20 protein-coding genes are annotated in these 22,575 nt (G+C 50.9%); 8 read left to right on the top strand and 12 right to left on the bottom strand.

Annotated features, from left to right (window positions below):
- Positions 1-32 precede the first annotated feature (32 nt).
- The 6 genes from AT746_RS03695 (at position 33) to AT746_RS03670 (ending at position 6,321) form a co-directional block, all read left to right on the top strand.
- On the top strand, positions 33-881 hold the full coding sequence (locus AT746_RS03695) for a PhnD/SsuA/transferrin family substrate-binding protein (protein WP_156413617.1): 849 nt from the start codon (positions 33-35) through the stop codon (positions 879-881).
- Positions 871-1,830, top strand: coding sequence for a hypothetical protein (locus tag AT746_RS03690; RefSeq protein WP_062476597.1), 960 nt, complete (start codon positions 871-873; stop codon positions 1,828-1,830). Before AT746_RS03695 ends, AT746_RS03690 begins: the two co-directional genes overlap by 11 nt.
- 135 nt (positions 1,831-1,965) lie before the next feature.
- The gene (udk, locus tag AT746_RS03685; protein WP_062476594.1) at positions 1,966-2,598 is read left to right on the top strand and encodes a uridine kinase; all 633 of its coding nucleotides are present in this window, start codon (positions 1,966-1,968) and stop codon (positions 2,596-2,598) included.
- Between the two features lie 20 nt (positions 2,599-2,618).
- Positions 2,619-3,827 (top strand): NupC/NupG family nucleoside CNT transporter, encoded by a 1,209-nt coding sequence (locus tag AT746_RS03680; RefSeq protein ID WP_062476592.1) that lies wholly within the window; start codon positions 2,619-2,621, stop codon positions 3,825-3,827.
- 19 nt (positions 3,828-3,846) lie between these two features.
- On the top strand, positions 3,847-4,686 hold the full coding sequence (locus tag AT746_RS03675; protein WP_062476590.1) for an isopenicillin N synthase family dioxygenase: 840 nt from the start codon (positions 3,847-3,849) through the stop codon (positions 4,684-4,686).
- 12 nt (positions 4,687-4,698) lie between these two features.
- A complete protein-coding gene (locus AT746_RS03670; protein WP_062476587.1) occupies positions 4,699-6,321 on the top strand; it encodes an alkaline phosphatase family protein in 1,623 nt (540 codons plus the stop codon).
- Positions 6,322-6,520: 199 nt separating this feature from the next.
- Here AT746_RS03670 and AT746_RS03665 read toward each other — a convergent pair whose 3' ends face one another.
- The 4 genes from AT746_RS03665 to glnK form a co-directional block, all read right to left on the bottom strand.
- Entirely contained in the window at positions 6,521-7,438 is a 918-nt protein-coding gene (locus tag AT746_RS03665; RefSeq protein ID WP_062476584.1) for a Dyp-type peroxidase, read from the bottom strand.
- 17 nt (positions 7,439-7,455) lie between these two features.
- A complete protein-coding gene (gene ggt / locus AT746_RS03660) occupies positions 7,456-9,144 on the bottom strand; it encodes a gamma-glutamyltransferase (RefSeq protein WP_062476581.1) in 1,689 nt (562 codons plus the stop codon).
- Positions 9,145-9,310: 166 nt separating this feature from the next.
- Positions 9,311-10,579, bottom strand: a complete 1,269-nt coding sequence (locus AT746_RS03655) for an ammonium transporter (RefSeq protein ID WP_062476578.1) — start codon at positions 10,577-10,579, stop codon at positions 9,311-9,313.
- Positions 10,580-10,597: 18 nt separating this feature from the next.
- Positions 10,598-10,936, bottom strand: a complete 339-nt coding sequence (gene glnK / locus AT746_RS03650) for a P-II family nitrogen regulator (protein ID WP_062476576.1) — start codon at positions 10,934-10,936, stop codon at positions 10,598-10,600.
- Between the two features lie 268 nt (positions 10,937-11,204).
- Between glnK and AT746_RS03645 the strand changes: the two genes are divergently transcribed.
- On the top strand, positions 11,205-12,173 hold the full coding sequence (locus AT746_RS03645; protein WP_231731005.1) for a phospholipase A: 969 nt from the start codon (positions 11,205-11,207) through the stop codon (positions 12,171-12,173).
- Here the strand turns inward: AT746_RS03645 and AT746_RS03640 are convergent.
- The 6 genes from AT746_RS03640 to dbpA form a co-directional block, all read right to left on the bottom strand.
- Complete coding sequence (locus tag AT746_RS03640; RefSeq protein ID WP_062476571.1) at positions 12,164-13,093, bottom strand: M28 family peptidase; 930 nt, start codon at positions 13,091-13,093, stop codon at positions 12,164-12,166. The genes AT746_RS03645 and AT746_RS03640 overlap by 10 nt on opposite strands.
- Positions 13,094-13,107: 14 nt before the next feature.
- Positions 13,108-14,262, bottom strand: coding sequence for a tetratricopeptide repeat protein (locus AT746_RS03635; protein ID WP_062476568.1), 1,155 nt, complete (start codon positions 14,260-14,262; stop codon positions 13,108-13,110).
- A 183-nt stretch (positions 14,263-14,445) separates the two neighbouring features.
- Entirely contained in the window at positions 14,446-16,044 is a 1,599-nt protein-coding gene (locus AT746_RS03630) for a M28 family metallopeptidase (RefSeq protein WP_082633380.1), read from the bottom strand.
- Positions 16,045-16,058: 14 nt separating this feature from the next.
- Positions 16,059-16,457 (bottom strand): hypothetical protein, encoded by a 399-nt coding sequence (locus AT746_RS03625; RefSeq protein WP_062476562.1) that lies wholly within the window; start codon positions 16,455-16,457, stop codon positions 16,059-16,061.
- A 9-nt stretch (positions 16,458-16,466) separates the two neighbouring features.
- Complete coding sequence (locus AT746_RS03620) at positions 16,467-18,296, bottom strand: ABC transporter ATP-binding protein (RefSeq protein WP_062476559.1); 1,830 nt, start codon at positions 18,294-18,296, stop codon at positions 16,467-16,469.
- 15 nt (positions 18,297-18,311) lie between these two features.
- Positions 18,312-19,688, bottom strand: coding sequence for an ATP-dependent RNA helicase DbpA (gene dbpA, locus AT746_RS03615; protein WP_062476557.1), 1,377 nt, complete (start codon positions 19,686-19,688; stop codon positions 18,312-18,314).
- A gap of 201 nt (positions 19,689-19,889) precedes the next feature.
- Here dbpA and AT746_RS03610 point away from each other — a divergent pair, with 201 nt between their 5' ends.
- Positions 19,890-20,705, top strand: coding sequence for an ion transporter (locus tag AT746_RS03610; RefSeq protein WP_231731004.1), 816 nt, complete (start codon positions 19,890-19,892; stop codon positions 20,703-20,705).
- Here the strand turns inward: AT746_RS03610 and AT746_RS03605 are convergent.
- Complete coding sequence (locus AT746_RS03605; RefSeq protein WP_062476554.1) at positions 20,696-21,505, bottom strand: substrate-binding periplasmic protein; 810 nt, start codon at positions 21,503-21,505, stop codon at positions 20,696-20,698. The two genes, AT746_RS03610 and AT746_RS03605, sit on opposite strands and share 10 nt — an antisense overlap.
- A gap of 5 nt (positions 21,506-21,510) precedes the next feature.
- A complete protein-coding gene (pyrC, locus tag AT746_RS03600) occupies positions 21,511-22,548 on the bottom strand; it encodes a dihydroorotase (protein WP_062476550.1) in 1,038 nt (345 codons plus the stop codon).
- Positions 22,549-22,575: the final 27 nt, after the last annotated feature.

Here is a 22,575-nt window from a genome sequence, read left to right as displayed (position 1 = left end):
ATCTCCTCAGACCTTTTATGCAGTACACCGGCTTGACCTGGTCAAAAACTTCACTGATTTTTCTGGCATTGTTGCTGTGCAGTGTGCTTTGGCTGTTAGCGCAACGTCTTCATCTTAAAGAACCGCCGACATTTATGCCGTTGATTCAACAAAATGCCGAATGTAGTACGGGAACCAACAAGAGTTCCAGCGCTCTGATTCTGTTTATGAATACCGAGTCTGTGGCCAGAAACCTGTCTCAGGCCCTGTGCGAAAATCAGGTGGTCGGCAAGCAGTTCGGTAAAGTCAGGGCTTTCTGGAGCCATAGTGAAGCTCAGGTGCTTCAATTTGTTGGCAAAGGCATAGCCGATCTGGCGCTGATTAAGGAGAATTTGCTCGAGGCCGTAGAAGGCGAATCAACTTATGGCTATAAGATGGTAGCAGCCTACCCCGACTACTCAGCCTATCTGATTGCCATGCGCGAAAAACCGCTCATCAGTAAAGAGTACCTGTTGGGGAAGCGGCTGGGATTGCTGGATTATCCCACCAGTCGCTCGGGCCATATTATTCCGATTCAGCTTTTAAAGTCTCTTAATCTGCCGCTGGACAACATGCAGATAGCCTATGCCAACTCTCATACGGAGTTGAGGAAACTACTTACCTCGGGGCAAGTGGATATTATCTCCTCGTTCTGGCGGGAGAGTGACGAAACCATTCTGTCTAAGAACTATATTACCCCCATAGAACAAGCCGTAAGCGGCAGCAAGTGGTACCTGAAAATGGATACCAATAATATCGATCTGTTCTGCGCGGTACAGCATACCCTTATCGATATCGCCAGAAACCAGAATTCCAGTTATTTCAGCCGTCTTACCACAGAACCTAATTGTCATGTTGAATAATCTGCTTAAACCACGACCCCACATCAGATTAGCACTGGTCTTTGTCACTATGGCGCTGATATTTCAGGTTGCATATTTCCTGTCCGCTAAGAGTATGCATCAACACCATGTCGACCTGGCAGTGGTAGCACTGGAAAAACGCATTGCGCTGGATTTACCCTGGCTGCAATTACCCAATGACCAGATGAAATCTGTCGCAGACAAGGCCAGCGTCCGGGCCTACCTGAAAAGACTGAACACCCAGGCTCAGGACAATCAGTTACCGGTCAGAATACTGGCATTACAAGGGATTGAAGCGGAAATGGAAAATCGTGAAGGACGGGTCCTTGAACAGCAACTGCAGGCCCCGGCACAGAACTTCAGCCTGTCACTGCTGACCCGCCCCTATTTTCTCAGCGACAGCCTCTCAGTGTATCCCTTGCTGGCAGCACTGTTGATGACAATCGCATTCTTTCACTACAGGGCTGCCGGCATTCGGGCCGCCAGGGCTGAAGCCTTGTCAGAAGACGGCGTTAATATGCCTCCCAAACTCATCATCGATCTGCACAACCGCACCCTTTGTAATAATCTGAATAATGTCCAGGTGCAACTCTCCAATAAACCATTCTGTTTCTATATTGCCCTGGTAGATTATTGTCTGAGTACCAGTGCTCCGGCACTTAACCACAACAAAAATGTGCCTGAGGAATTACTGGAGCTGGCAAACAGATACTTTTACCGCCTTATTGAGTTAGGGCACACTATCCGAAAACGCCCTGATTTCAGCACCAATCTGGATAAGATGTTAAGTGAAATCAGAGCGGCACTGGATGAAGTGTTTGCCGATGCCCCCGAACAAAAGGTTCCTTTTTATCCCCCTAAGGCTCAGGGTGAAGGTTCACGTTCAAAATTACATAATTACGCCCTGGAGCAATTGCAGGCTGCTGATCTTGAATTTATTGGCAAGTAACTCATTTGCCAGTTAGCAGAATTATTCTGCTTAAGTTTACGTAAGGTTAATTCAGGCTAAAAAAGCCCCTGTAACTGACTTTTCACAATTTGACTGGTAATCTTGGCGCAATCAATCACTGCCGATCTTATCACCATGTCAGACACCAGTATCATCGCTATTTCAGGGGGCTCAGGCTCGGGAAAGTCACTTTTCACCCAAACCCTGATCACCGAAATACTGGACTCCGGCATGAATATTCTGGTGCTGTGCGAAGACCATTACTATCGTGATCAGTCTCATATGACCATGGATGAGCGGCTGAAAACCAATTACGACCACCCCAATGCCTTTGAGCATGAACTGCTGATAGAACACCTGCTGGAACTCAAAGCAGGCAGAAGCATTGAATATCCACAATATTCCTTTACCACCCACACGCGACTGGCAGAAACCCAGACACTGGAACCGGCATCGGTAATTATTGTCGAGGGCATTATGCTGCTGGCCAGCCCTGAGCTGCTGCCCTTATTCGATATCAAGGTATTTATTGATACGCCGCTGGATATCTGCCTGCTCAGGCGTATTACCCGGGATGTACAGGAGCGGGGCCGGACTCTGCAGTCTGTCACTGAGCAATATGAGTCCACGGTCAAGCCTATGTACCATCAGTTTGTTGCTCCCAGCCGTTTTACCGCCGATGTGGTGGTCACTCAGGGTGGCAAGAACCGCATTGCCCTGGATGTACTCAAATCCCATATACAACAGGCGCTGCACCGGGAAAATTAAAATAACAACAGGAAGGTCATATGATTAGTCTGCTTGGCATACTGACACTATTTGCTCTGGGCTTTTTGCTCTCTGTTAATCGCAGAGCCATCAACTGGCGCACCGTATTGGGCGCCTTTGCATTGCAGTTATCTTTGGGAGCACTGGTGCTCTATATTCCCTTTGGCAAGGACATGTTGTTGTCTATGGCCGAAACCGTTTCACAGGTCATCGGCTTTGCCAAAGCAGGAATCAGCTTCCTGTTCGGCGATATGGGCGAGATGAAATTCGGTTTTATGTTTGCCGTGCATGTGCTGCCCATTATTGTGTTTTTCTCCTCCTTTATCGCCGTGCTCTACTACCTGGGTATTATGGGCTGGGTGATACGCCTGATTGGCGGTGCGGTTCGCTGGCTGTTAAAAACCAGCCGGCCTGAATCCATGTCTGCCACCGCCAATATTTTTGTGGGCCAGACCGAAGCGCCTCTGGTGGTCCGGCCGTTTATCCCCACCATGACCCGCTCTGAATTGTTTGCTGTGATGGTCGGCGGCCTGGCTTCGGTGGCTGGTTCTGTGCTGGCCGGATACGCCGGATTGGGGGTAGAACTCAAATACCTTATCGCCGCCAGCTTTATGGCGGCACCGGGTGGCCTGATGATGGCAAAATTGATTCTTCCGGAAACCGAAACTCCTAAAAACGATGTTGAGGAACTGGCAGAGCCAGAAGAGAAGAGTGTCAATGTGATCGATGCCGCCGCCAGCGGTGCCGCCAGTGGTCTTAAGCTGGCCCTGAATGTCGGTGCCATGTTGCTGGCCTTTGTCGGCCTGATTGCCCTGTTAAACGGCCTGATTGGATGGGTTGGCGGCTGGTTTGGCGCTGGGGATCTGACCCTGCAGATTATTCTTGGTTATGTGTTCCAGCCTCTGGCCTTTATTATCGGTGTCCCCTGGGATGAAGCCCTTCGCGCCGGCAGCTTTATCGGTCAGAAGATTGTAGTGAATGAATTTGTCGCCTATCTGGATTTTGTAAGCTACAAAGATCAGTTAAGTGAGGGTACGCAGGCGATAGTGACCTTTGCCCTGTGCGGCTTTGCCAATTTAAGCTCCATCGCCATACTACTGGGGGGATTGGGCAGTATGGCCCCCAGCCGGCGCCATGAAATTGCCGAACTGGGTTTACGGGCAGTATTTGCCGCCTCACTGGCAAACCTGATGAGCGCCGCCATCGCCGGCTTTTTTATCTTCCTGTAATTGATTAGGTAAACAGCATATGAAACTCATAGCCATAGATTATCACGCCGACAATGCCGACCAGGCTTTTGTGGAATCCCTGCACCAGACCGGCTTTGGCGTTCTGAAGAACCACCCGATTGACCAGAAAAAGGTCGATGATATCTACAAAGCCGGTAAGGCGTTTTTCGACAGCGAAGAAAAGCATCAGTTTTTATATGACAAAGAAACTCAGGATGGCTACTTTCCGCCGACCGTTTCTGAAGTGGCAAAAGGGCATAAAACCAAAGACATTAAAGAATATTTCCATTATTACCCCTGGGGGCGCTGTCCTGAAAGCCTCAGACAACAACTGGCAGATTACTATACCCAGACCACAGACTTCGCTGCCGAACTGTTGGGCTGGGTAGAGAAATATTCTCCGGATGAGGTTTGCCGTCACTACCGTGAACCGCTGTCACAGATGGTTAAAAACAGCCAGCAAACTCTGCTGCGGGTATTGCATTACCCGCCACTGACTGGTGGTGAAGAGCCCGGCGCAATAAGGGCGGCAGCCCATGAAGACATCAATCTGCTGACCATACTACCGGCCGCCAATGAGCCTGGTTTACAGGTTAAGAGCAAAACAGGGGAATGGCTGGATGTGCCCTGTGATTTTGGCAATCTGATCGTCAATATTGGCGATATGCTACAGGAAGCTTCCGGAGGTTATTTTCCTTCCACCACCCACAGAGTGATCAATCCGCAAGGAGCCGATCAGAGCAGATCGCGCATATCCCTGCCGTTGTTTTTACATCCCCGCCCGGAAGTAGTGCTCTCTGACCGGCATACCGCAGACAGCTACCTCAAAGAACGACTTCGTGAACTGGGCGTAAAATAGGAGCACATGAATATGAGCATCAGATCCATAGCTTTACTGATTGGCCTTGTCGTGATCAGCACAAGTGCACTGGCGCGACCGAAACTGGTTTTACAGATCACTGTCGATCAATTGCGGGGAGATATGCTCAGCCGCTATCAGGATAACTTTATCAAAGCGCCACAACAGCCAGGTTTTAATCAGTTTCTTACACAGGGCACCCGGTATATCAATGCCCATTACCGGCACAACACCACACTGACTGCAGTGGGCCATGGGACCCTGGCAACCGGCGCACTGCCCTCTCAGCACGGAATAGCAGCCAACAACTGGGCTGACCGGCAAACCGGCGAGCGGGTCTATTGTGTAGCAGATGAGTCAACTCATTTACTTGGCGCCGAGGGCTACAGCTCTTCGCCTGCCAACCTGATGGCTTCGACCTTTTCCGATGAGCTATACCTGGCCAGCCAGGGCAAGGCGAAGATCTTTTCGGTATCAATCAAGGACCGCGGTGCGGTGCTGACTGGCGGACAACATGGCAAATCCTTCTGGTATGACAAAAACAGCGGCAATATGATCAGCAGCAGTTTCTTTTTTAAACATCTGCCGGGCTATGCACAGCGTTTCAATCAGTCCGGGTTAAAGGACAGCTTTGTTGACAGCCAATGGGATTTAAGCCTGCCAACACAAAGCTATAAGAACAGCAGTGCCAATCGTACCTTTCAGATCCCGCCAAAGGGGTTTAACCAGGGCTTTCCCCATCAGCTGCCGGATAAGGCGGACAAACTTTACTACAGCATGCTGACATATACCCCATTCGGCGATGAGCTGACTGCGGAGTTCGCCAGAATGCTGATCAGCGAGCATCAGCTGGGCAAAGGTGAGCATACCGATTATCTGGCTGTCAGCTTTTCTGTTGCCGACTATGTTGGCCATATGTTCGGCCCGAACAGCCTCGAAGCGGAGGATAACCTTATCCGTCTGGATCGTACTCTGGCCAGTCTGTTCGGTTTCCTCGACAATCATATAGGTCTGGAAAATGTTCTGATCGCCCTGTCAGCGGATCATGGCGTAGACGCCATCCCTGAATACAAAAGATCGCTGGGTTTCAGTGCTTTTCGTGGTGATATCAGCACCCAGGTCAAAGCCCTGAATAAGGCCCTAACTGAGCACTTCAACATTGAAGGTGAACTCATCAGGGCGGTACAACTACCATCGGTTTATCTCGACTACCCATTGCTGGCCAAACACCAGATACCCGTGCCCGAAGCACAACAGAAACTGGCGGACCTGGCTGCAACCGTGCCCGGTGTTGGCCGGGTTTTTACCCGCAGCGAACTGATGTCAAAGGATTTGTCTTTTGACCCCATCGCCACCAAAGTACAAAACGCCTATGTACCAGATCGCAGTGGCGATGTGGTGCTGGTTCAGCAGTCTTCTGCCATGTCCGGCAACTATGCGGCGGCGACCCATGGCTCGCCGTACCGATACGATACCCATGTTCCGCTGCACTTTGCCGGCTGGAAAATTCCCGCGCAAAAAGTCACCCGCCAGGTTTCTCCTGAAGATCTAGCCGTGACACTGTCGGCGCTGCTGGGTATCAGCCAGCCTGATAAGGCCACCGGCCATGTGCTGCAGGAAGTGTTTGAGCGCTGAAAATGATTGTGAAGAGTAAGGGGTGAGGAAAAGCTCCGGTCTTCTGGCACCCAGCGACGTTAAGAAAAACAATAATAGCCACAGAGAAACACAGAGATACCAAGGATTTAACCCCTTTACTTTCCTGTGCTCTCTGTGTCTCTGTGGTGAATATTTCTTTTACTCGGCGGCTCTGCCGGTGAAGATGTCTTTTTGTGTCTTATAAATCGCTGGCGTGGCGTTTTAAAAACTGAATAGACGGCGCGAAGAAGGCTGCGCCGGTTTCTGCGCTGGTGTAATCCAGCCACCTATCATAATTGCCATCCTGATCGCCAAATATCATGCTCTCAAGACGTGCAACAAAAGGCCTGGCACTGCTGCAGCAACACACCACCATCAATCCCTGTGTCTGCATATCACCGTAGGGCATGCTGTGAAACAGCATATTACTCGCTTTGGCAGCATTGCCGGTGTGTGCAGCGTGAGAAAACGCCGCCATCAGGGTGTCACTTAAGCGTTTGTTATCGTCTTTAGTGCGACCCATTATCATCTCCTGACGGGCCAGATCCAACTGTTGCCACCGCAGCAGGTCATGACGATAACGTTGCACGTGCACATAGCTGCCGCCGGAAAAATCCGCATCATCGTCACCGACAATGGCGACGTCGAGCTTTTTCATGCCCTTAGGATTATCAGCATCAGTCACAAATCCTGTCAGATCACGGCCCTCAAGATAACGGAAGCCCTTTACCTGCTCCACCAGCTCAGTCTGTTCCCGGAGCAGCTCACAGACCTCCATACCCATCAGATGGCAGATATCTGCACGGTCGGCACGGATCTGAATAAACAGATCGCAAGGTTCGGCCGGGGCACGGCGATCTTCACTGTGTAAATCAGGAAACGGCGCCAGCTCAACAGGGATAAGGCCAGGATAGAGCTCGAGCCAGTAATTACTGCCAATAGCCACCATACCTGACACCATGGCTTCATAATGCTCTTCATCATAGTATTCGAAGATGTTGAGCAATTGCGCCAGCTTCTTTCTGATCCTGGCGGCATCTTCATCAATCACATTGAATAACAGATAAAGTGCATGCAGACTCGGTTCTGCACAGACTCCTTTTTGTGGCTGCGACATAGCTCTTTGTCTGTACCTCAGTAGCCTGCGGCCTGACCGTCTTTGCGACTCTCTGATGCACCATAATACACCGCATTTTGTGCATCCCACATGATTGCCTGATAACCGCCAAAAGCGCCGGACACATCAGTCAGAGTATGCCCCATCTGTACCAGCTTACGGCGAACCAGAGGGCTGAATCCACTTTCCAGGCTCACATAGCCACCGTCTTCCATCACCTCATCTGTGGGTTCGCTGGAACCTGAATGTAATATCCTCGGCGCATCTCCTGCTTCCTGCAGGTTCATGCCAAAATCGATAAGGTTGATCAGGATCTGGGCATGCATCTGTGGCTGCGTAGCCCCCCCCATTACACCATAACTCAGCCAGGGCTTACCATTGCGGGTCACAAAAGCCGGAATAATAGTATGGAAAGGACGTTTACCGGGCTCATACTGGTTAAAGTGACCTTGCTGTAACGAGAACATCTCGCCCCTGTCCTGCAGAATAAAGCCCAGGCCGGTTGGAGTCATACCAGAGCCCATGCCGCGGTAGTTACTCTGGATAAGCGACACCATGTTGCCCTGTGCATCTGCTGTGGTCAGATAAATGGTATCGCCATGGTTAATGCCTGCGTCATAACGCCTGGCGGCTTTGTTGTTATCAATCAGTTTACGCCGCTGTTCGGCGTAGTCTTTGGAGATTAGCCAATCCACCGGGATCTCATTAAAATCGGGATCGGCATAGTATTTAGCGCGATCTTCAAAGGCCAGTTTCTTGGCTTCCACAAAGGTGTGAATATATTCTGCCGAGCCAAAACCCATGCCTTCAATATCGTAGCCTTCCAGGATGTTGAGGATTTGCAGCGCGGCAATGCCCTGGCCATTGGGCGGCAGTTCCCACAGATCGTATCCACGATAGTTAGTGGACACCGGCTCAACCCAGTCCGATGTATGAGCGGCCAGATCTTCCTCAGTAAGAAAACCACCCTGCTCTTTCATATAAGACGCTATAATCCGGGCGATATCCCCTTTGTAAAAAGCATCCCGGCCGCCGGTGGCAATTTTTTCATAGGTCGACGCCAGGTTCGGGTTTGTAAACACTTCCCCCTTACGTGGCGCGCGCCCATCAGGCATATAGGTTTCTTTAAAGCCAGGAAACTTGCTCAGAATCGGCGCGCTGCGTTGCATATAGTAAGCAATCAGTTCTGAGACCGGGAAACCTTTTCTGGCATAGTCGATGCTGGGCGCAAGGATTTCGGTCATCGGCAGGCTGCCAAATTTTCCGTGTAACTCAAACCAGCCATCCACAGCACCGGGCACAGAAACCGGCAAGGGCCCATGGGAAGGGATCTTTGTCATACCCTGTTCCCGGAAATACTCCAGGGTCAGAGACTTCGGCGAGCGACCTGAAGCATTGAGCCCATACAGCTTCTGGGTCTTGGCATCCCAGACAATGGCAAAAAGATCACCACCAATGCCATTACCCGTCGGCTCCACCAGCCCCAGCATGGCGTTTGCAGCAATGGCCGCATCGATAGCATTGCCACCTTTTTTAAGAATGTCCAGCGCCACTTGTGTGGCCAGCGGCTGGCTGGTAGCCGCCATACCATTTTGCGCAATCACTTCAGAGCGCGAGGCAAAGGGCAAGCCTGTTATTCGGTCGTAAGCCATAACATTCGGTGCGATAAGACAAAGAACGAGTACAAGGCGCTGTAAGCTAAGCATATGGGGCTTCCTGAACTGGATTCGGGGTAAAAGCGATTAGATTAAGTAACTGTAGAATAAAGGATAAATCCGTTAATAGCCAATTATCAACACTCCGTTGAAGAGAACCAATAAAAAGCGGGCCTGTTATATAACAGGCCCGCTCTGATAACTCTAAGCTATTGTATTACTTACGTGAACCGGTGAAATCCGGGTAGGCTTCAAGACCACAGTCCACCACATCCAGTCCCTGATATTCGTCTTCTTCACTAACCCGGATACCCATGGCGGCTTTGAGCACACCCCAGACGACCAGACTGGCGATAAAGACCCAGGCAAAGATGGTTACGGCACCGATAATCTGGCCACTGAACGTCGCCCCCGTATTAGTCAGCGGCACTATCAGCAAGCCAAACAGGCCCACAGTACCGTGCACGGAAATGGCCCCCACAGGGTCGTCAATTTTGAGCTTATCCAGTGCCACAATAGAGCCCACCACTATCAGACCACCAACGGCACCGAAAAGAGTCGCCTGAAGGGCTGTTGGTGTTGCTGGCTCTGCGGTAATAGCGACCAGACCCGCCAGAGCACCGTTTAAAGCCATGGTCAGATCGGCCTTTTTAAACAGTATACGCGCCAGTATCAGTGCGGCAACGGCACCACCGGCTGCGGCTGCGTTGGTGTTGAGAAACACCATGGCAACAGAGTTGGCGTTGGCGATATCACCGAGTTTCAGTACCGAGCCACCGTTGAAGCCAAACCAACCCATCCACAGGATAAAGGTACCCAGCGTGGCCAGTGGCAGGTTGGCACCGGGAATAGCATTAATTTTTCCGTCTTTGGTGTACTTGCCTTTACGGGCCCCCAGTAACAGCACACCGGCAAGGGCTGCTGCTGCGCCGGCCATATGTACAATGCCGGAACCGGCAAAGTCAGAAAAACCCAGGTCGCCCAAATTATACAGACCAAAAACGTCGTTGCCGCCCCAGGTCCAGCTGCCTTCCAGAGGATAGATCACCCCGGTCATCACCACAGCGAAAGCCAGAAAAGCCCACAGTTTCATACGCTCAGCAACAGCGCCGGAAACAATCGACATGGCGGTTGCCACAAACACCACCTGGAAGAAAAAGTCTGAGGCGGCAGAATACACTGCACCACCGGCAAAACCATCTTCACGGGCTGCAAACTCGCCCAGGGTGGCATCCACATCCACACTCTCAATGCCTGCCAGGAAGATACCGCCGTCATACATGATGGCGTAACCACAAACCATGTACATGATACAGGCAATGGCATACAGGGCGATGTTCTTGGTCAGGATTTCTGTGGTGTTTTTGGCTCTTACCAAACCTGCTTCGAGCATCGTGAAGCCCGCCGCCATCCACATTACCAGCGCGCCGCAGACCAGGAAATAAAAGGTATCCAGCGCATATTGCAAATGAAATGCTTGTTCCATTATTTTCTCCTCCTGCTGTTAAATAGCGTCGTTATCGGTTTCACCGGTACGGATCCGCACCGCATGCTGTAAGTCGAAGACAAACACCTTGCCGTCGCCAATCTTGCCGGTTTTGGCCGCCGAAACGATGGCCTCTACCAGCCGATCGAGGTGATCATCCTGAACGGCAATCTCCAGCTTTACCTTGGGGAGAAAATCTACCTGATATTCGGCGCCGCGATAGAGTTCGGTATGGCCTTTCTGACGACCGAAGCCTTTCACTTCGGTAACGGTCAGACCGTCTATACCAATCTCTGAAATCGCTTCACGAACATCGTCAAGCTTGAAAGGCTTGATGATGGCACTGACTAATTTCATCTTGTTGCTCCTGATTAGTTATTTGTGTGTCGACACCAAGAGCTAAACAAGTGCCGTGCCAGAATAAATTACTCTTTTAAAACATAATGTTATATTTACAATCCGGTTAGCCTGCGGATATAAATGCACCATTACAGGGCCTCTTTCACAGGGCGCCCCGTAATGGTGCAGAAGAAAAACAACAAACTCATGCAAATCTGAGATATTCGTCCGAATTGGTATTACCGGGCATAGGGGTTGGGGTAGAATCTGCTTTTGGTGTAAATGGATGGAATATAAACGACAAATGGCAAAGTGGAAGGGAATACTGGCGCTGCTAGCGGCCAGCGGGCTGAGTCAAATCGCCGTAGCGCAGACTAAACAGGAAGCTCAGCAACAAAAAGAGCAAGAATTTCTGCTGATAGAGCGGGTGAGCGGAGATGAAGACAACCTGGTGAAAAAACGTATGCAGGCGGATGTCAGCAGCCAGGGCAATCCCTATAGTTTTACCCAGCACAAACTTAACTACCTGCTTCCTTTCAGCTATCAAAGCAACCCGAATCAATTGGGTGACGGCGGGTTCAGCGAAGGTAGTATTGATAATTTCGAGGCAAAGTTTCAAATCAGCATCAAGATGCCTGTGCACCTTCCCAATAAAACTGAAAGTATTGAGGGATTGTATTTTGGCTTTACCGCCCTGTCTTTGTGGCAGGTGTATAACAGTGAAATTTCCAAGCCCTTCCGGGAGACCAATTATGAGCCGGAACTGTTCTACACCTTTGAAACCAAACTGAAGATCCTGGGTTATCGCTTTAATATGGCGCAGATTGGTATCAATCATCAGTCCAATGGTCAGAACCAGTTGCGCTCCAGAAGCTGGAACCGGCTTTATGGCTCACTGCTGTTCAGTGACGAAACCTCCTTTTATTACCTCAAGGCCTGGTACAGATTCAAAGAAGATGAGAAAGAAGATCCTCTGGATCCTCATGGCGACGACAATCCGGATATTACTGACTACCTCGGACATTTCGAGCTGGGATACGGCACTCGTCTGGGTAACTTTAATCTGGTGACGCTGCTCAGGAACAACCTCAAAACCAGTGACAATAAAGGCAGTGTCGAAGTCAACCTGAGCTACCCGATCAGTGACAGATATGAGGTATTACTGCAGTATTTTAATGGCTATGGCGACTCCCTTATTGATTACAACCGCCATCAGCAGCGCATCAGCCTTGGGATCCAGCTGGCTTATTTCTGAGCGCTGAGGTTGCTGTCATCCACTTGCTTTAATAACGACCAGACAGCTTGTGTTGCCTGAGAAAACAACTTCATGTTCAGTTGTTCGAAGCGATCGTCCCCGGTGTGGTAATAAGCATGATCCCCTGTGGTAATAAAGAGAAAGTCGATGCCATGTCTGGCAAACGCCCCATGATCACTGGCGTTGCGGTAATTGATTCTGCGCCCTGTACCAAATCCCCGGGGCTGACGGGGGTAACCGGCAAGTAGCTGGAATGGCTCCTGCACTTCGGCCCTGCGGATGGCCTGGCTTAAGGTTTTATTACCCCTGCCTCCACCTACGTAAAGCCTGTTGCGGCGGTCGCCAATACCGAGCATATCCAGATTTATATTCAGCCGGATCCTGTCCAGTGGTACTGGAGGTTTTTCTGTAAAGGCTTTGGCGCCATAAAGACCAAGCTCTTCGGCGTCCGTGGCCAGAAAGATCACTGAATGGCGCAGCGGCGCTGCAGAAACATTTTCAGCAATCACTAATAGTGCTGCAACGCCGGAGGCATTATCATCCGCGCCATAAAAGATTTCTCTGCCTTTACTGCCCAGATGATCATAATGGGCACTGACCACAATATATTCCTCTGGTCGCTCTGTGCCTGGTACCCAGCCCACCAGATTCACCCCCTGTTGCTCAGAGAGCCAGGCACCGAAATGAAAAGGATGGCGATAATCGTCTTTAAAAGCCGTTATTCTTAATTCTGCGAAGGCGCTGGCGATATAGTGCTGAGCCAGCTCGGAACCGACCGTGCCGGTGCGTCTGCCTGCCATCGCTTCGGCGCTGAGCACCTTTACGTGCTGCTCCAGCCTGTCTGGATTTATCGTTGCTAAAGCAGCCGGGTTATGACCCAGGCAAAGCAGGACAAACAGGCTCTGCAGGGGAGTCTTCACGTCGATTCCGGTGCCTAGATACGGGTGAGCAGATTCAGTTTGCTTTGGTAACGTTTCTCATCCTGATCAAAGACTGAACGGCGTTTGGCCATTCTGAGATAACGCTCAGCAGCAGAAAGATCGCCGAGCTGATAATAAGCCTTCGCCAGACCGTAATAGAACTCATGCTTGTTTCTGTCCAGAGACAGTGCTTTGCGGTAATGTTCTATGGCCTGACGCCAGTGATCCTGCTCAAACTCCTGCTCAGCCAACAGGTAATGATAATAAGGATTAGCCAGGCGCCTGCGTTCAATACGGGCAAGTATCGCCTCCGCCATTTCATGCCGGCCAGTGAGATTATACAAATGCGCCAGGTTTTCCTCTGCAGTCTGGTTGTCATCCAGCGCAATCGCCTGCTGATACGCCCGTTCAGCTCTCTGCAACTGGCCATTTAGCCTGTAAAGCACGCCCAGATTGACCCAGGTTTCACTTAGTTGCGGTGCGGTGGTCGCCGAGGCCCGCAGGTAAGCATAAGCCGCAGGGTAATTCTGATCGATCAGATAATCAGCCGCTTTGTTGTTATAGAACATGGCCAGGATCTGCTGCTGATCGATTTCCCGGCTGGGGAATTTGACACGGTATCCCTGAGGATCAAAATCAACTTCCAAGCCGCCTTTGCGGATATAAGTGGTGTTGTGTTCATTGCGCGGCAGGATCTTCAGGTTAATATGCCCATTAAGTAAACTGTATCCCTGATCCCGGGTCCAGAACTCGGGAATATCCACATCCTGAAAGGCCACATCCATGCCAGCGTAATCTGCCATAGCATAGGTCATGATCGACATAGACAGGCAATTGGCTATGCGATTGTCAAAAGTTTGCGAGGCAGTGGTGTTGGCACTGGTGTCATAGAGCAGGTTCATATGGGAATGATCAAAGATACCTTTGACCAGATTACGGATGCGGACTTTGGGGTCATCTACCCGCAGGATCTGTTTATCAACAAAGCTGCGCATTTCCCGGCTGAGACCAAAGACTTCCTCCCGGGATTCAATAGCGACCTGCTGATAGCCGTCAAAAGCCTCATCGGCAAAATGAGATTGCGGGTTGACCTCAACCTGTTGTGTGTGACTTGCGCAGCCCAATAACATCAGGCCTGAAAGAACCGCCGGAATCATGCACTTTTGCATTGCCAACCTCTGTATTACTTGTGGCACATAACTAAATTTAGTTTGCTTATTCCTTACTCACAACCCCATTCATCCCATAAAACGGTAACTTCAGGTAACAAAAAGTAAAAAGCACATTGCAACAATAAAACTAAGTCCGGCGTATCATGCGCCGGACTGGCAAGGCGGGCTATACCTACCGGGTCAATTACCCGTTGGCCGGGACAGATCAGATTGCCGGATGTGTTTAAATTCCGCTCCCTCTTTCCAGCCGGGCCAGGCATCTGAATTACCCAGCTTGTCCAGCAAGGAATAGATCAGGTTCAGATCATTTTTAACCCCGCTATACTGCCAGCTTTCAAGAAATTCATCGGCAGGTTTATGATAGCGATTGGCAATATATTCGGGATCGCTGTCACCGAGATCCATAAACAGCAACCCCGGCACCCCCTGTTGCGCCAGAGCAAAATGATCGGAGCGGAAGAACAGGCCATTTTGCGGGTTGGCGTCGGGTTTTACGCGCCGCCCCTGCCCGGCTGCAGCGTCCTCTAACCAGTCCTCCAGTTCCTGCAGTCCATCACCGTATTTGAGAACATAATCAGTGGCCCCGGCAAGGTTCATACTGTCGATATTAAATAATCCAACCATCTGACGTGTCGGTACAGGTGGCTGTTGGGCAAAGGCGAACGCACCCAGCAAGCCCGTCTCTTCGGCGGTAAAAAAGGCAATAAGCACGGAACGTTGCAGCGGCTCTTCCCTCTCACTCAGCATTCTCGCCAGCTCCAGCACACCTGCCACCCCTGAGGCGTTATCCACGGCGCCATTAAAAATATTATCCCCTTTGACACCGACTTTTTTACCAAACGCATCCCAATGGGCAGTAAGCAATAAATACTCATCTTTACGGCTGGTACCAGGAATTACCCCAACGACATTTTTGCTCTCACCCATCTTGTTCCAGTGGGTGGTACGCAGGTTTGCCTTAACGCCCAGCGTCATTGGCTTAAAGCCAGGTTTCGCCGCCGCAGCTTTGAGTTGCGTAAAGTCCAGATCCACAGAGGCAAAAATCTGTTCGGCGGTCTTACTCTGAATCCAGCCCATGGCTTCCAGCTCGTTTTCATTGCCGGTGTCATCCACCAGCATATATTTGCTACCCGTGGCTCCGGATTCAACCACACTCCAGGGATAACCCGCCGCGCCGGTTTCATGCACAATAAATACACCGCTGGCGCCACGACGTATGGCTTCTTCATACTTATAGGTCCAGCGGCCGTAATAGGTCATGGCGTTACCACGAAACACAGACTCATCCTGAGTCGCATAGCCAGGGTCATTAACCAGCATAATCAGGGTTTTACCTTTCACATCCATATCGGCATAGTCATTCCATCCATACTCAGGGGCATCAATACCGTAACCGACAAAAACCACTTCTGAGTCATTTAACTCAGTAAGTTTGGTCATTTTCTGAGTTCTGGACACAAAGTCTGTACCGGGCTCAAAACTCAGCTCGCCAATGTCCAATTGCATATCCTGTGAGGCCGCAATACTGGCCATAGGCACGGTCTGAATAAAATCACCCTGGTATCCCGGCTGCACGCCGAGCTTTTTCAACTCTTCAACCAGATAACTGACTGTGCGCTCTTCCCCCTCGGTCATGGGGCCTCGCCCTTCAAAGTGATCAGACGCGAGAGTTTTCACATAGTCTTTATAGGACTCCTGTGAAAAACTCACCGGCGTTTCAGCGGCCCGGGCAACACCAGACAACACCAGCGCCACCAAAAATACTTCTAACACTCGCATAAACACTCCTTTACTCAGAGAAAGGTCTTCAGCCATTCACAAGCCTGATCCTGAGAATCAAAAAAATCATGGGGCATATCGACGTGGGTATAGATAGCGTCCCAGAAATGGCGAACAGTCAGGGGGCTGTTTACGTCGGACAATACCACCGCCACCGCTACCATACCTGATTCCCTTGACCGTTGTATTGACTGGTACATCAGCTCCCTGGCATCCGGCGGGAACAATGGCTCGTTATAAAACACCACCAGATTACCCCAGGGCTTGCCGCGCAATAATTCGCGATAGTGTTTTACATCATGTTGATACTGCTGAATCAAATCAGCATTGGCCGGCCCTTCTGCGTGCAGAATCAGAATTCTGTCCTGCAATTCAATGCTGACACTGCCATGAACTCTTTGATAATCAGTCATCGCTATTTCTCAATCCAATCCCAGGAAGCCACCTGTCTGGTGGGCCCACAATCTGGCATAAATGCCGTTCTGAGCCAGTAGTTGTGCATGGGTGCCAGACTCCACAATACGCCCCTCATCCAGAACCAGCAAGCGATCCATTGCCGCAATAGTAGAGAGGCGGTGAGCGATAGCCACTACCGTTTTATTCTGCATGATTTTATTCAGACACTGCTGAATCGCCACTTCAACCTCAGAATCCAGAGCCGAGGTGGCCTCATCCAGAATAAGAATAGGGGCATCTTTGAGCATCACCCTGGCGATGGCGATACGCTGGCGCTGACCACCTGAGAGTTTCACCCCCCGGTCACCGACATGGGCATCGTATCCTGTGCGCCCCTGCAAATCGGATAACTGCTGAATAAATTCATCGGCTTCTGCCTGCCGGGCTGCATGACGCATTTCCTCTTCGCTGGCATCCATACGGCCGTAAAGGATATTCTCCCGCACAGAACGGTGCAGCAATGAGGTGTCCTGAGTCACCATACTGATTTTACCGCGCAGACTCTCCTGTGACACATCGCAGATATCCTGACCATCAATCAATATCTGCCCGGACTGCACATCATAAAACCTCAGTAACAGATTAACCAATGTCGATTTACCGGCGCCGGAACGCCCCACCAGTCCCACTTTCTCGCCCGGGGCAATACGGATATTGAGTTTTTCAAACACTTTATTGCGTTCATCATAGGCAAATCCCACATCCTTAAATTCGATGCTGCCACCGCCGATATCCAGATTGCCGGCATCCTCTCTGTCATTGACCCTGACGGGAATCGACAAGGTATTCATACCATCCTGCACCGTACCTATGTTTTCAAACAATCCGGCCACTTCCCACATAATCCACTGTGACATGCCGTTTAATCGCAGGCTTAGGCTTACCGCCACCGCAATACTGCCGGCGGTAGCCGCTCTGCCGATCCACAGATAAATAGCCAGTGCGGTGATGGAGAAGATCAACAGCGCATTACTGATCCAGACACAGGTATTGAGTACAGTTACCAGCCGCATCTGCGGATACACCGTGGTCAGGAAGTTATCCATACTGTCTCTGGCGTAGCCCACTTCTCTGTTGGTATGCGCAAAGAGTTTCACTGTGGCGATATTGGTGTAGCTGTCAACAATACGCCCTGTCATCATCGAGCGGGCATCGGCCTGTTTTTCAGAAACCGATTTGAGCTTAGGCAGCAGCACTCTGAGGATAGTGATATACGCCAGCAGCCAGATTGCCAGAGGCATACTCAGGCGCCAGTCGATGTTAAACACCAGCACGAAAACACTAACGAAGTAAACACTTACATACACCATCAAATCAAGCAGCTTGCGTACCGTCTCTCTTACTGACAGTGCCGTCTGCATGACTTTTGTGGCGACCCGCCCGGCAAATTCATCCTGAAAAAAGCCCAGACTCTGCCCCAACAAATGACGGTGAGCCTGCCAGCGGATCCGCATCGGAAAGTTGCCCAACAAAGTCTGATGATTCACCAGTGAATGGAGCACAATGGCGCCGGGCAAAAGCACCAGAATCACCAGTGTCATCCACAGCAGGCTGGTCTTTTCCTCGGCCAGAAAAGTTTGTGGATTGCGGGTTGAAAACCAGTCAACCAGCTGGCCAAGATAGCCAAACAGGCTGACTTCCAGAACCGCAATCACCGCACTCAGGCAGGACAGGCTGATCAGCGCACCTTTCATGCCTTTCGAATAATACCAGCAGAATCCAAGCAGATTAGCCGGTGGCTGCTGTGGAGACTCTTGTGGGAACGCCTGTACCAGGCGCTCAAAAAATGAAAACATCTGCAATCCTTACCACTATAACTTACGGGCGCGGATACGTTTGCCCTTAAGTTTACCTTCCCGGAAATGGGCCATAGCCCGTTTAACACTGCGCATTTTAACAGCCACATAACTGCAGTTCTGAGCGAGGGTAATCTTGCCGATATCTTCACTGCCAATGCCGGCATCCTTGGTCAGTGCCCCAAGAATATCGCCGGGACGAATTTTTTGTTTGCGCCCACCTTCCATACGCAAGGTACGATACAAGGGTTCAGTAATACCGCTGGCCTTAAAACGCAGTTTACCCGCATCTGCCCAGTTGAATTTCTGTTGCTGATATTCTTCGATGGCCGCTGCCCATTTTGTTTCTTCAGGGCTACATAAGGTCAGTGCCAGCCCTTTATTCCCGGCCCGCCCGGTGCGGCCGATGCGATGTACATGCACTTCGGGGTCAGCCGAGACATGATAATTCAGCACCAGATCCACATCCTCAATATCCAGCCCCCGCGCTGCCACATCGGTCGCCACCAGCACACAGAGGCTGCGACTGGCAAACTGAATCAACACTTCCTGGCGTGCAGCCTGTTCCATATCTCCGTGCAGTGGTGCGGCGCTGAATCCCTTTTCACTGAGCTGTTCAGCCAGTTGCTGACAATCAATCCGGCTGTTACAAAACACGATAGCGGACTGCGGCGAAAAATGGGTCAGCAGTGCCTGTGCCGTTGTCAGTCGGTTGTCTTTGCTGACTTCATAACAACGCTGGATAATACTGCTGGCGTCGTGCAGAGACTCCACTTTAACCTGCTCAGGATCGCGCTGAATATCGGCGCTGATCTGGGCAATCTGCGCTGGGTAGGTGGCAGAAAACAATAAGGTCTGTCGTTGCTTTGGCGTAGCGGTGGTCACCGCCGCTATTTCCTCCGCGAAGCCCATATCCAGCATCCGGTCTGCCTCATCCAGCACCAGGGTACTGACTGCGCCTAAATCAAGATTACGGCGCAACATATGATCAAGAATCCGCCCAGGCGTACCCACTACCACCTGTGCACCATGTCGTAATGAAGCGACCTGTGAGGCCAGGGGTACGCCGCCATACAGCGTTAATACCTTGATATTATCTTTGTAACGGGCCAGGCGACGGATCTCAGTCGACACCTGTTCGGCCAGTTCCCGGGTCGGACACAGCACCAGTGCCTGCACTTTGCTGTCCTGCTCGTCCAGTTTTGTCAGTAAGCCCACAGAAAAGGCCACTGTTTTACCGCTACCGGTGCTCGCCTGCGCGATCACATCCTGCCCTTTAAGAATGAAAGGCAGGCTGGCAGACTGGATGGGGGTCATAGCCTGATAGTTGAGACTATCAAGATTCTCCAGCAAAGGCTGTGGCAAAGATAAAGAGGAAAAAGCCTGACTCATAAGGACTCTCTGAGGTAAAAAACATGAATTTGGCGCGGGGCAACCGAAAAGGGCAGATACAGCTTATTCGCCCGTCCCGTCAAAAGATAACCTATTCTAAGCTTTTTTCGTCATTTTAACGATCTGATTATCTTGTAAAATCTTCAGATGGCCCTATAGATAGGCTTTGCTAGTAATCCATATCGATAACAAGGCAGCAACGTGCAACCAGCCCAGACAACCCCGCTATCAGAACCTTTGTTGATCAGACTGGTGGAACACCCCTGGTTTACCAACAGCATTATTGCCCTGATCCTGATTAACGCAGTGACACTGGGTCTTGAAACCATGGCACTGCCCCCTGATACGCTAGGTATCCTGCACGCTGTCGATGCTCTGATCCTGAGCATCTTCACCCTCGAGCTGATACTGAAACTGCTTGCCTATCGGCATCGTTTTTTCAGCGGCGGCTGGAACTGGTTTGATCTGATTATTGTTACCCTGTCCTGGATCCCATCCAGCGGCCCCCTGTCGGTACTGCGGGCATTCAGAATCTTAAGGATCCTGCGCCTGTTCTCCGTGGTTCCGCAAATGCGCAGAGTTATAGGCGCATTAGGCCACTCGCTGCCCGGTATGGCGTCGGTAGTGGGTGTGCTGGGAATCATTTTCTACGTTTCGGCGGTGCTGGTTACCAAACTCTTTGGTACCCATCCAGACGCCCAGATGCAGGAATGGTTTGGCAGTATTGGCGCCTCGGCCTATACCCTGTTTCAGATCATGACGCTGGAAAGCTGGTCTATGGGTATTGTCAGACCCACGATGGAGCTGTTTCCGTTATCCTGGCTGTTTTTCGTACCTTTTATCATTATCACCAGCTTCGCGGTACTGAATCTGTTTATCGGTATTATCGTCGATGCCATGCAGGTCATGCACGACGAAGAAGAAAAACATCAGCCACAACCGGCGACTAAAGAGGATATCGACCAGCTCAGAGCTCAGTTGCAGGCCATTGATGACAGATTGAAAAATCAGGGATGAGCCACTTGTGGAGCGGCCCACAGATTCAGGGCACCGTCAGCATAGTGCAAAGTCAGACCGTGCTCTGAGCGGATGCGCGCCAGCCAGGTCTGCCGCAGTTTCTCAAAAGCTTCCGAGGCGCGAAAATCCTTAGCGGCCTGTTGCCAACGACCAGCTTCGTCGTCGCTGATCCCCCGTCGCGACAGCGCAATATAAGTGGTTTCAATATCATGAGTGTAAATTGCGCTAAACTGCCCGCACTCCTGCTCTAACTGGCGACAGTAATACTCCAGACCCGCCGCCGAAAAGAACAGTCCATCGACCCGCCCCTTTATCAACGCCGAAACCGCCTGTTTCCATGTGGTATAGGACACCAGATTTGTCATTCCGGCGTCAATCAGCAGACTTTCACGAAAGTCACCACGCTGCACGCCGATAGCAGATAATTGCTCTAACTCTTCCAGTGTGGTTATCGTATCCATCGCGCTGTTGGCAAACACGGCATGCAGGTTACGGGTCAGCGGCATGACCCAATGAAACAAGGGCTCTCTTTCGGCATTTCTGACTAAGGGGAATATCAGCACATTGCCCTGTTCCGTAGCGCGCATATAGGCACGGGCCCAGGGGTTCAGCAAAATGGGCTCCTTGCTATCGAGATGCTGTTGAATCCCCCCTACCAGCTCTACCGCATAGCCCGTCAGATCATTATTTTTATCCCGGTAAACAAAAGGCGGCTCCTCATGGGTCAGCAATGTCAGAGAGGGCTGCGTCCATGCATTACTGCTGATAATCAACAAGGTTAAAAAGATCAGCCGCTTCATCAGCCTTAGTCTCTTTTTAGCTTCCAGTTGACCATAGTGCCGGCCTGAAAAGGCACAATAGGATTACCATTGGGCAACGTCAGTTGTTCAGGAATCTGCCATTGTTCACGTACCAGGGTGACCGTGCCGGTATTGCGGGGTAATCCATAAAAGTCCGGGCCATGGTGGCTGGCAAAGCCCTCCAGCTTATCCAGCACGCCCAACTCTTCAAACACCTGAGCGTACAATTCCAGCGCGCTCCAGGCACTATAACAACCGGCGCAGCCACAGGCGGACTCTTTACGGTGCTGTTCATGAGGGGCAGAATCCGTACCCAGAAAAAACTTGGCAGACCCGCAAGCCACCGCCGCTCTTAAGGCCTGCTGATGAGTATTGCGCTTAAGTACCGGCAGGCAGTAATTATGCGGTCGGATACCACCTACCAGTAAATCATTGCGGTTGAGCATCAGATGCTGAGGCGTAATAGTGGCAGCTACGTTGTCCGAGGCCTCAGTGACAAACTCCACGGCATCCTTAGTGGTAATGTGTTCCAGCACCACCTTAAGCCCGGGAAAATGTTCAACAATGACGCGCAGATGTCTGTCGATAAAAACCTTTTCACGATCGAAGATATCGATCTCAGCTGCTGTTACCTCACCATGAACCAGCAGCAACATGCCCTGCTTTTCCATCTCAGAAAATACCGGATACAGGCTATCCAGCGCCGATACTGCAGCATCGGAGTTGGTTGTGGCGCCGGCAGGATAGAGTTTAGCTGCCACAATACCGGCCTGTTTCGCCTCGCGGATATCCTCTATGGAAGTATCATTGGTCAGATATAAGGTCATCAGCGGTTCAAAATCACTGCCCTGAGGCCTGGCAGCAAGGATCCTGGATTTATACTCGTCAGCCATTGTGGCAGTTGTAACAGGCGGCACCAGATTTGGCATCACAATGGCGCGTTTAAAACAACGGGCAGTAGCGGCAACCGTTTCCTTTAAGATATCACCGTCCCGGAAATGCAGATGCCAGTCATCTGGTGTGGTGATAGTTAATTCGTTCATAGATCCCCTGAAGTTGATATCAATCCC

The sequence above is a fragment of the Lacimicrobium alkaliphilum genome, from assembly GCF_001466725.1.
Classification (GTDB): domain Bacteria; phylum Pseudomonadota; class Gammaproteobacteria; order Enterobacterales; family Alteromonadaceae; genus Lacimicrobium; species Lacimicrobium alkaliphilum_B.
This window is presented reverse-complemented; position numbering and strand designations above follow the sequence as displayed.

Bases quoted from the DNA above. Each gene is read 5' to 3' on its own strand.
- dbpA (WP_062476557.1), bottom strand. From the start codon at position 19,688: ATGAGTCAGGCTTTTTCCTCTTTATCTTTGCCACAGCCTTTGCTGGAG.
- AT746_RS03625 (WP_062476562.1), bottom strand. From the start codon at position 16,457: ATGACTGATTATCAAAGAGTTCATGGCAGTGTCAGCATTGAATTGCAG.
- udk (WP_062476594.1), top strand. From the start codon at position 1,966: ATGTCAGACACCAGTATCATCGCTATTTCAGGGGGCTCAGGCTCGGGA.
- ggt (WP_062476581.1), bottom strand. From the start codon at position 9,144: ATGCTTAGCTTACAGCGCCTTGTACTCGTTCTTTGTCTTATCGCACCG.
- AT746_RS03620 (WP_062476559.1), bottom strand. From the start codon at position 18,296: ATGTTTTCATTTTTTGAGCGCCTGGTACAGGCGTTCCCACAAGAGTCT.
- AT746_RS03670 (WP_062476587.1), top strand. From the start codon at position 4,699: ATGAGCATCAGATCCATAGCTTTACTGATTGGCCTTGTCGTGATCAGC.
- glnK (WP_062476576.1), bottom strand. From the start codon at position 10,936: ATGAAATTAGTCAGTGCCATCATCAAGCCTTTCAAGCTTGACGATGTT.
- AT746_RS03630 (WP_082633380.1), bottom strand. From the start codon at position 16,044: ATGCGAGTGTTAGAAGTATTTTTGGTGGCGCTGGTGTTGTCTGGTGTT.
- AT746_RS03645 (WP_231731005.1), top strand. From the start codon at position 11,205: ATGGAATATAAACGACAAATGGCAAAGTGGAAGGGAATACTGGCGCTG.
- AT746_RS03605 (WP_062476554.1), bottom strand. From the start codon at position 21,505: ATGAAGCGGCTGATCTTTTTAACCTTGTTGATTATCAGCAGTAATGCA.
- AT746_RS03655 (WP_062476578.1), bottom strand. From the start codon at position 10,579: ATGGAACAAGCATTTCATTTGCAATATGCGCTGGATACCTTTTATTTC.
- AT746_RS03675 (WP_062476590.1), top strand. From the start codon at position 3,847: ATGAAACTCATAGCCATAGATTATCACGCCGACAATGCCGACCAGGCT.
- pyrC (WP_062476550.1), bottom strand. From the start codon at position 22,548: ATGAACGAATTAACTATCACCACACCAGATGACTGGCATCTGCATTTC.
- AT746_RS03690 (WP_062476597.1), top strand. From the start codon at position 871: ATGTTGAATAATCTGCTTAAACCACGACCCCACATCAGATTAGCACTG.
- AT746_RS03680 (WP_062476592.1), top strand. From the start codon at position 2,619: ATGATTAGTCTGCTTGGCATACTGACACTATTTGCTCTGGGCTTTTTG.
- AT746_RS03635 (WP_062476568.1), bottom strand. From the start codon at position 14,262: ATGCAAAAGTGCATGATTCCGGCGGTTCTTTCAGGCCTGATGTTATTG.
- AT746_RS03665 (WP_062476584.1), bottom strand. From the start codon at position 7,438: ATGTCGCAGCCACAAAAAGGAGTCTGTGCAGAACCGAGTCTGCATGCA.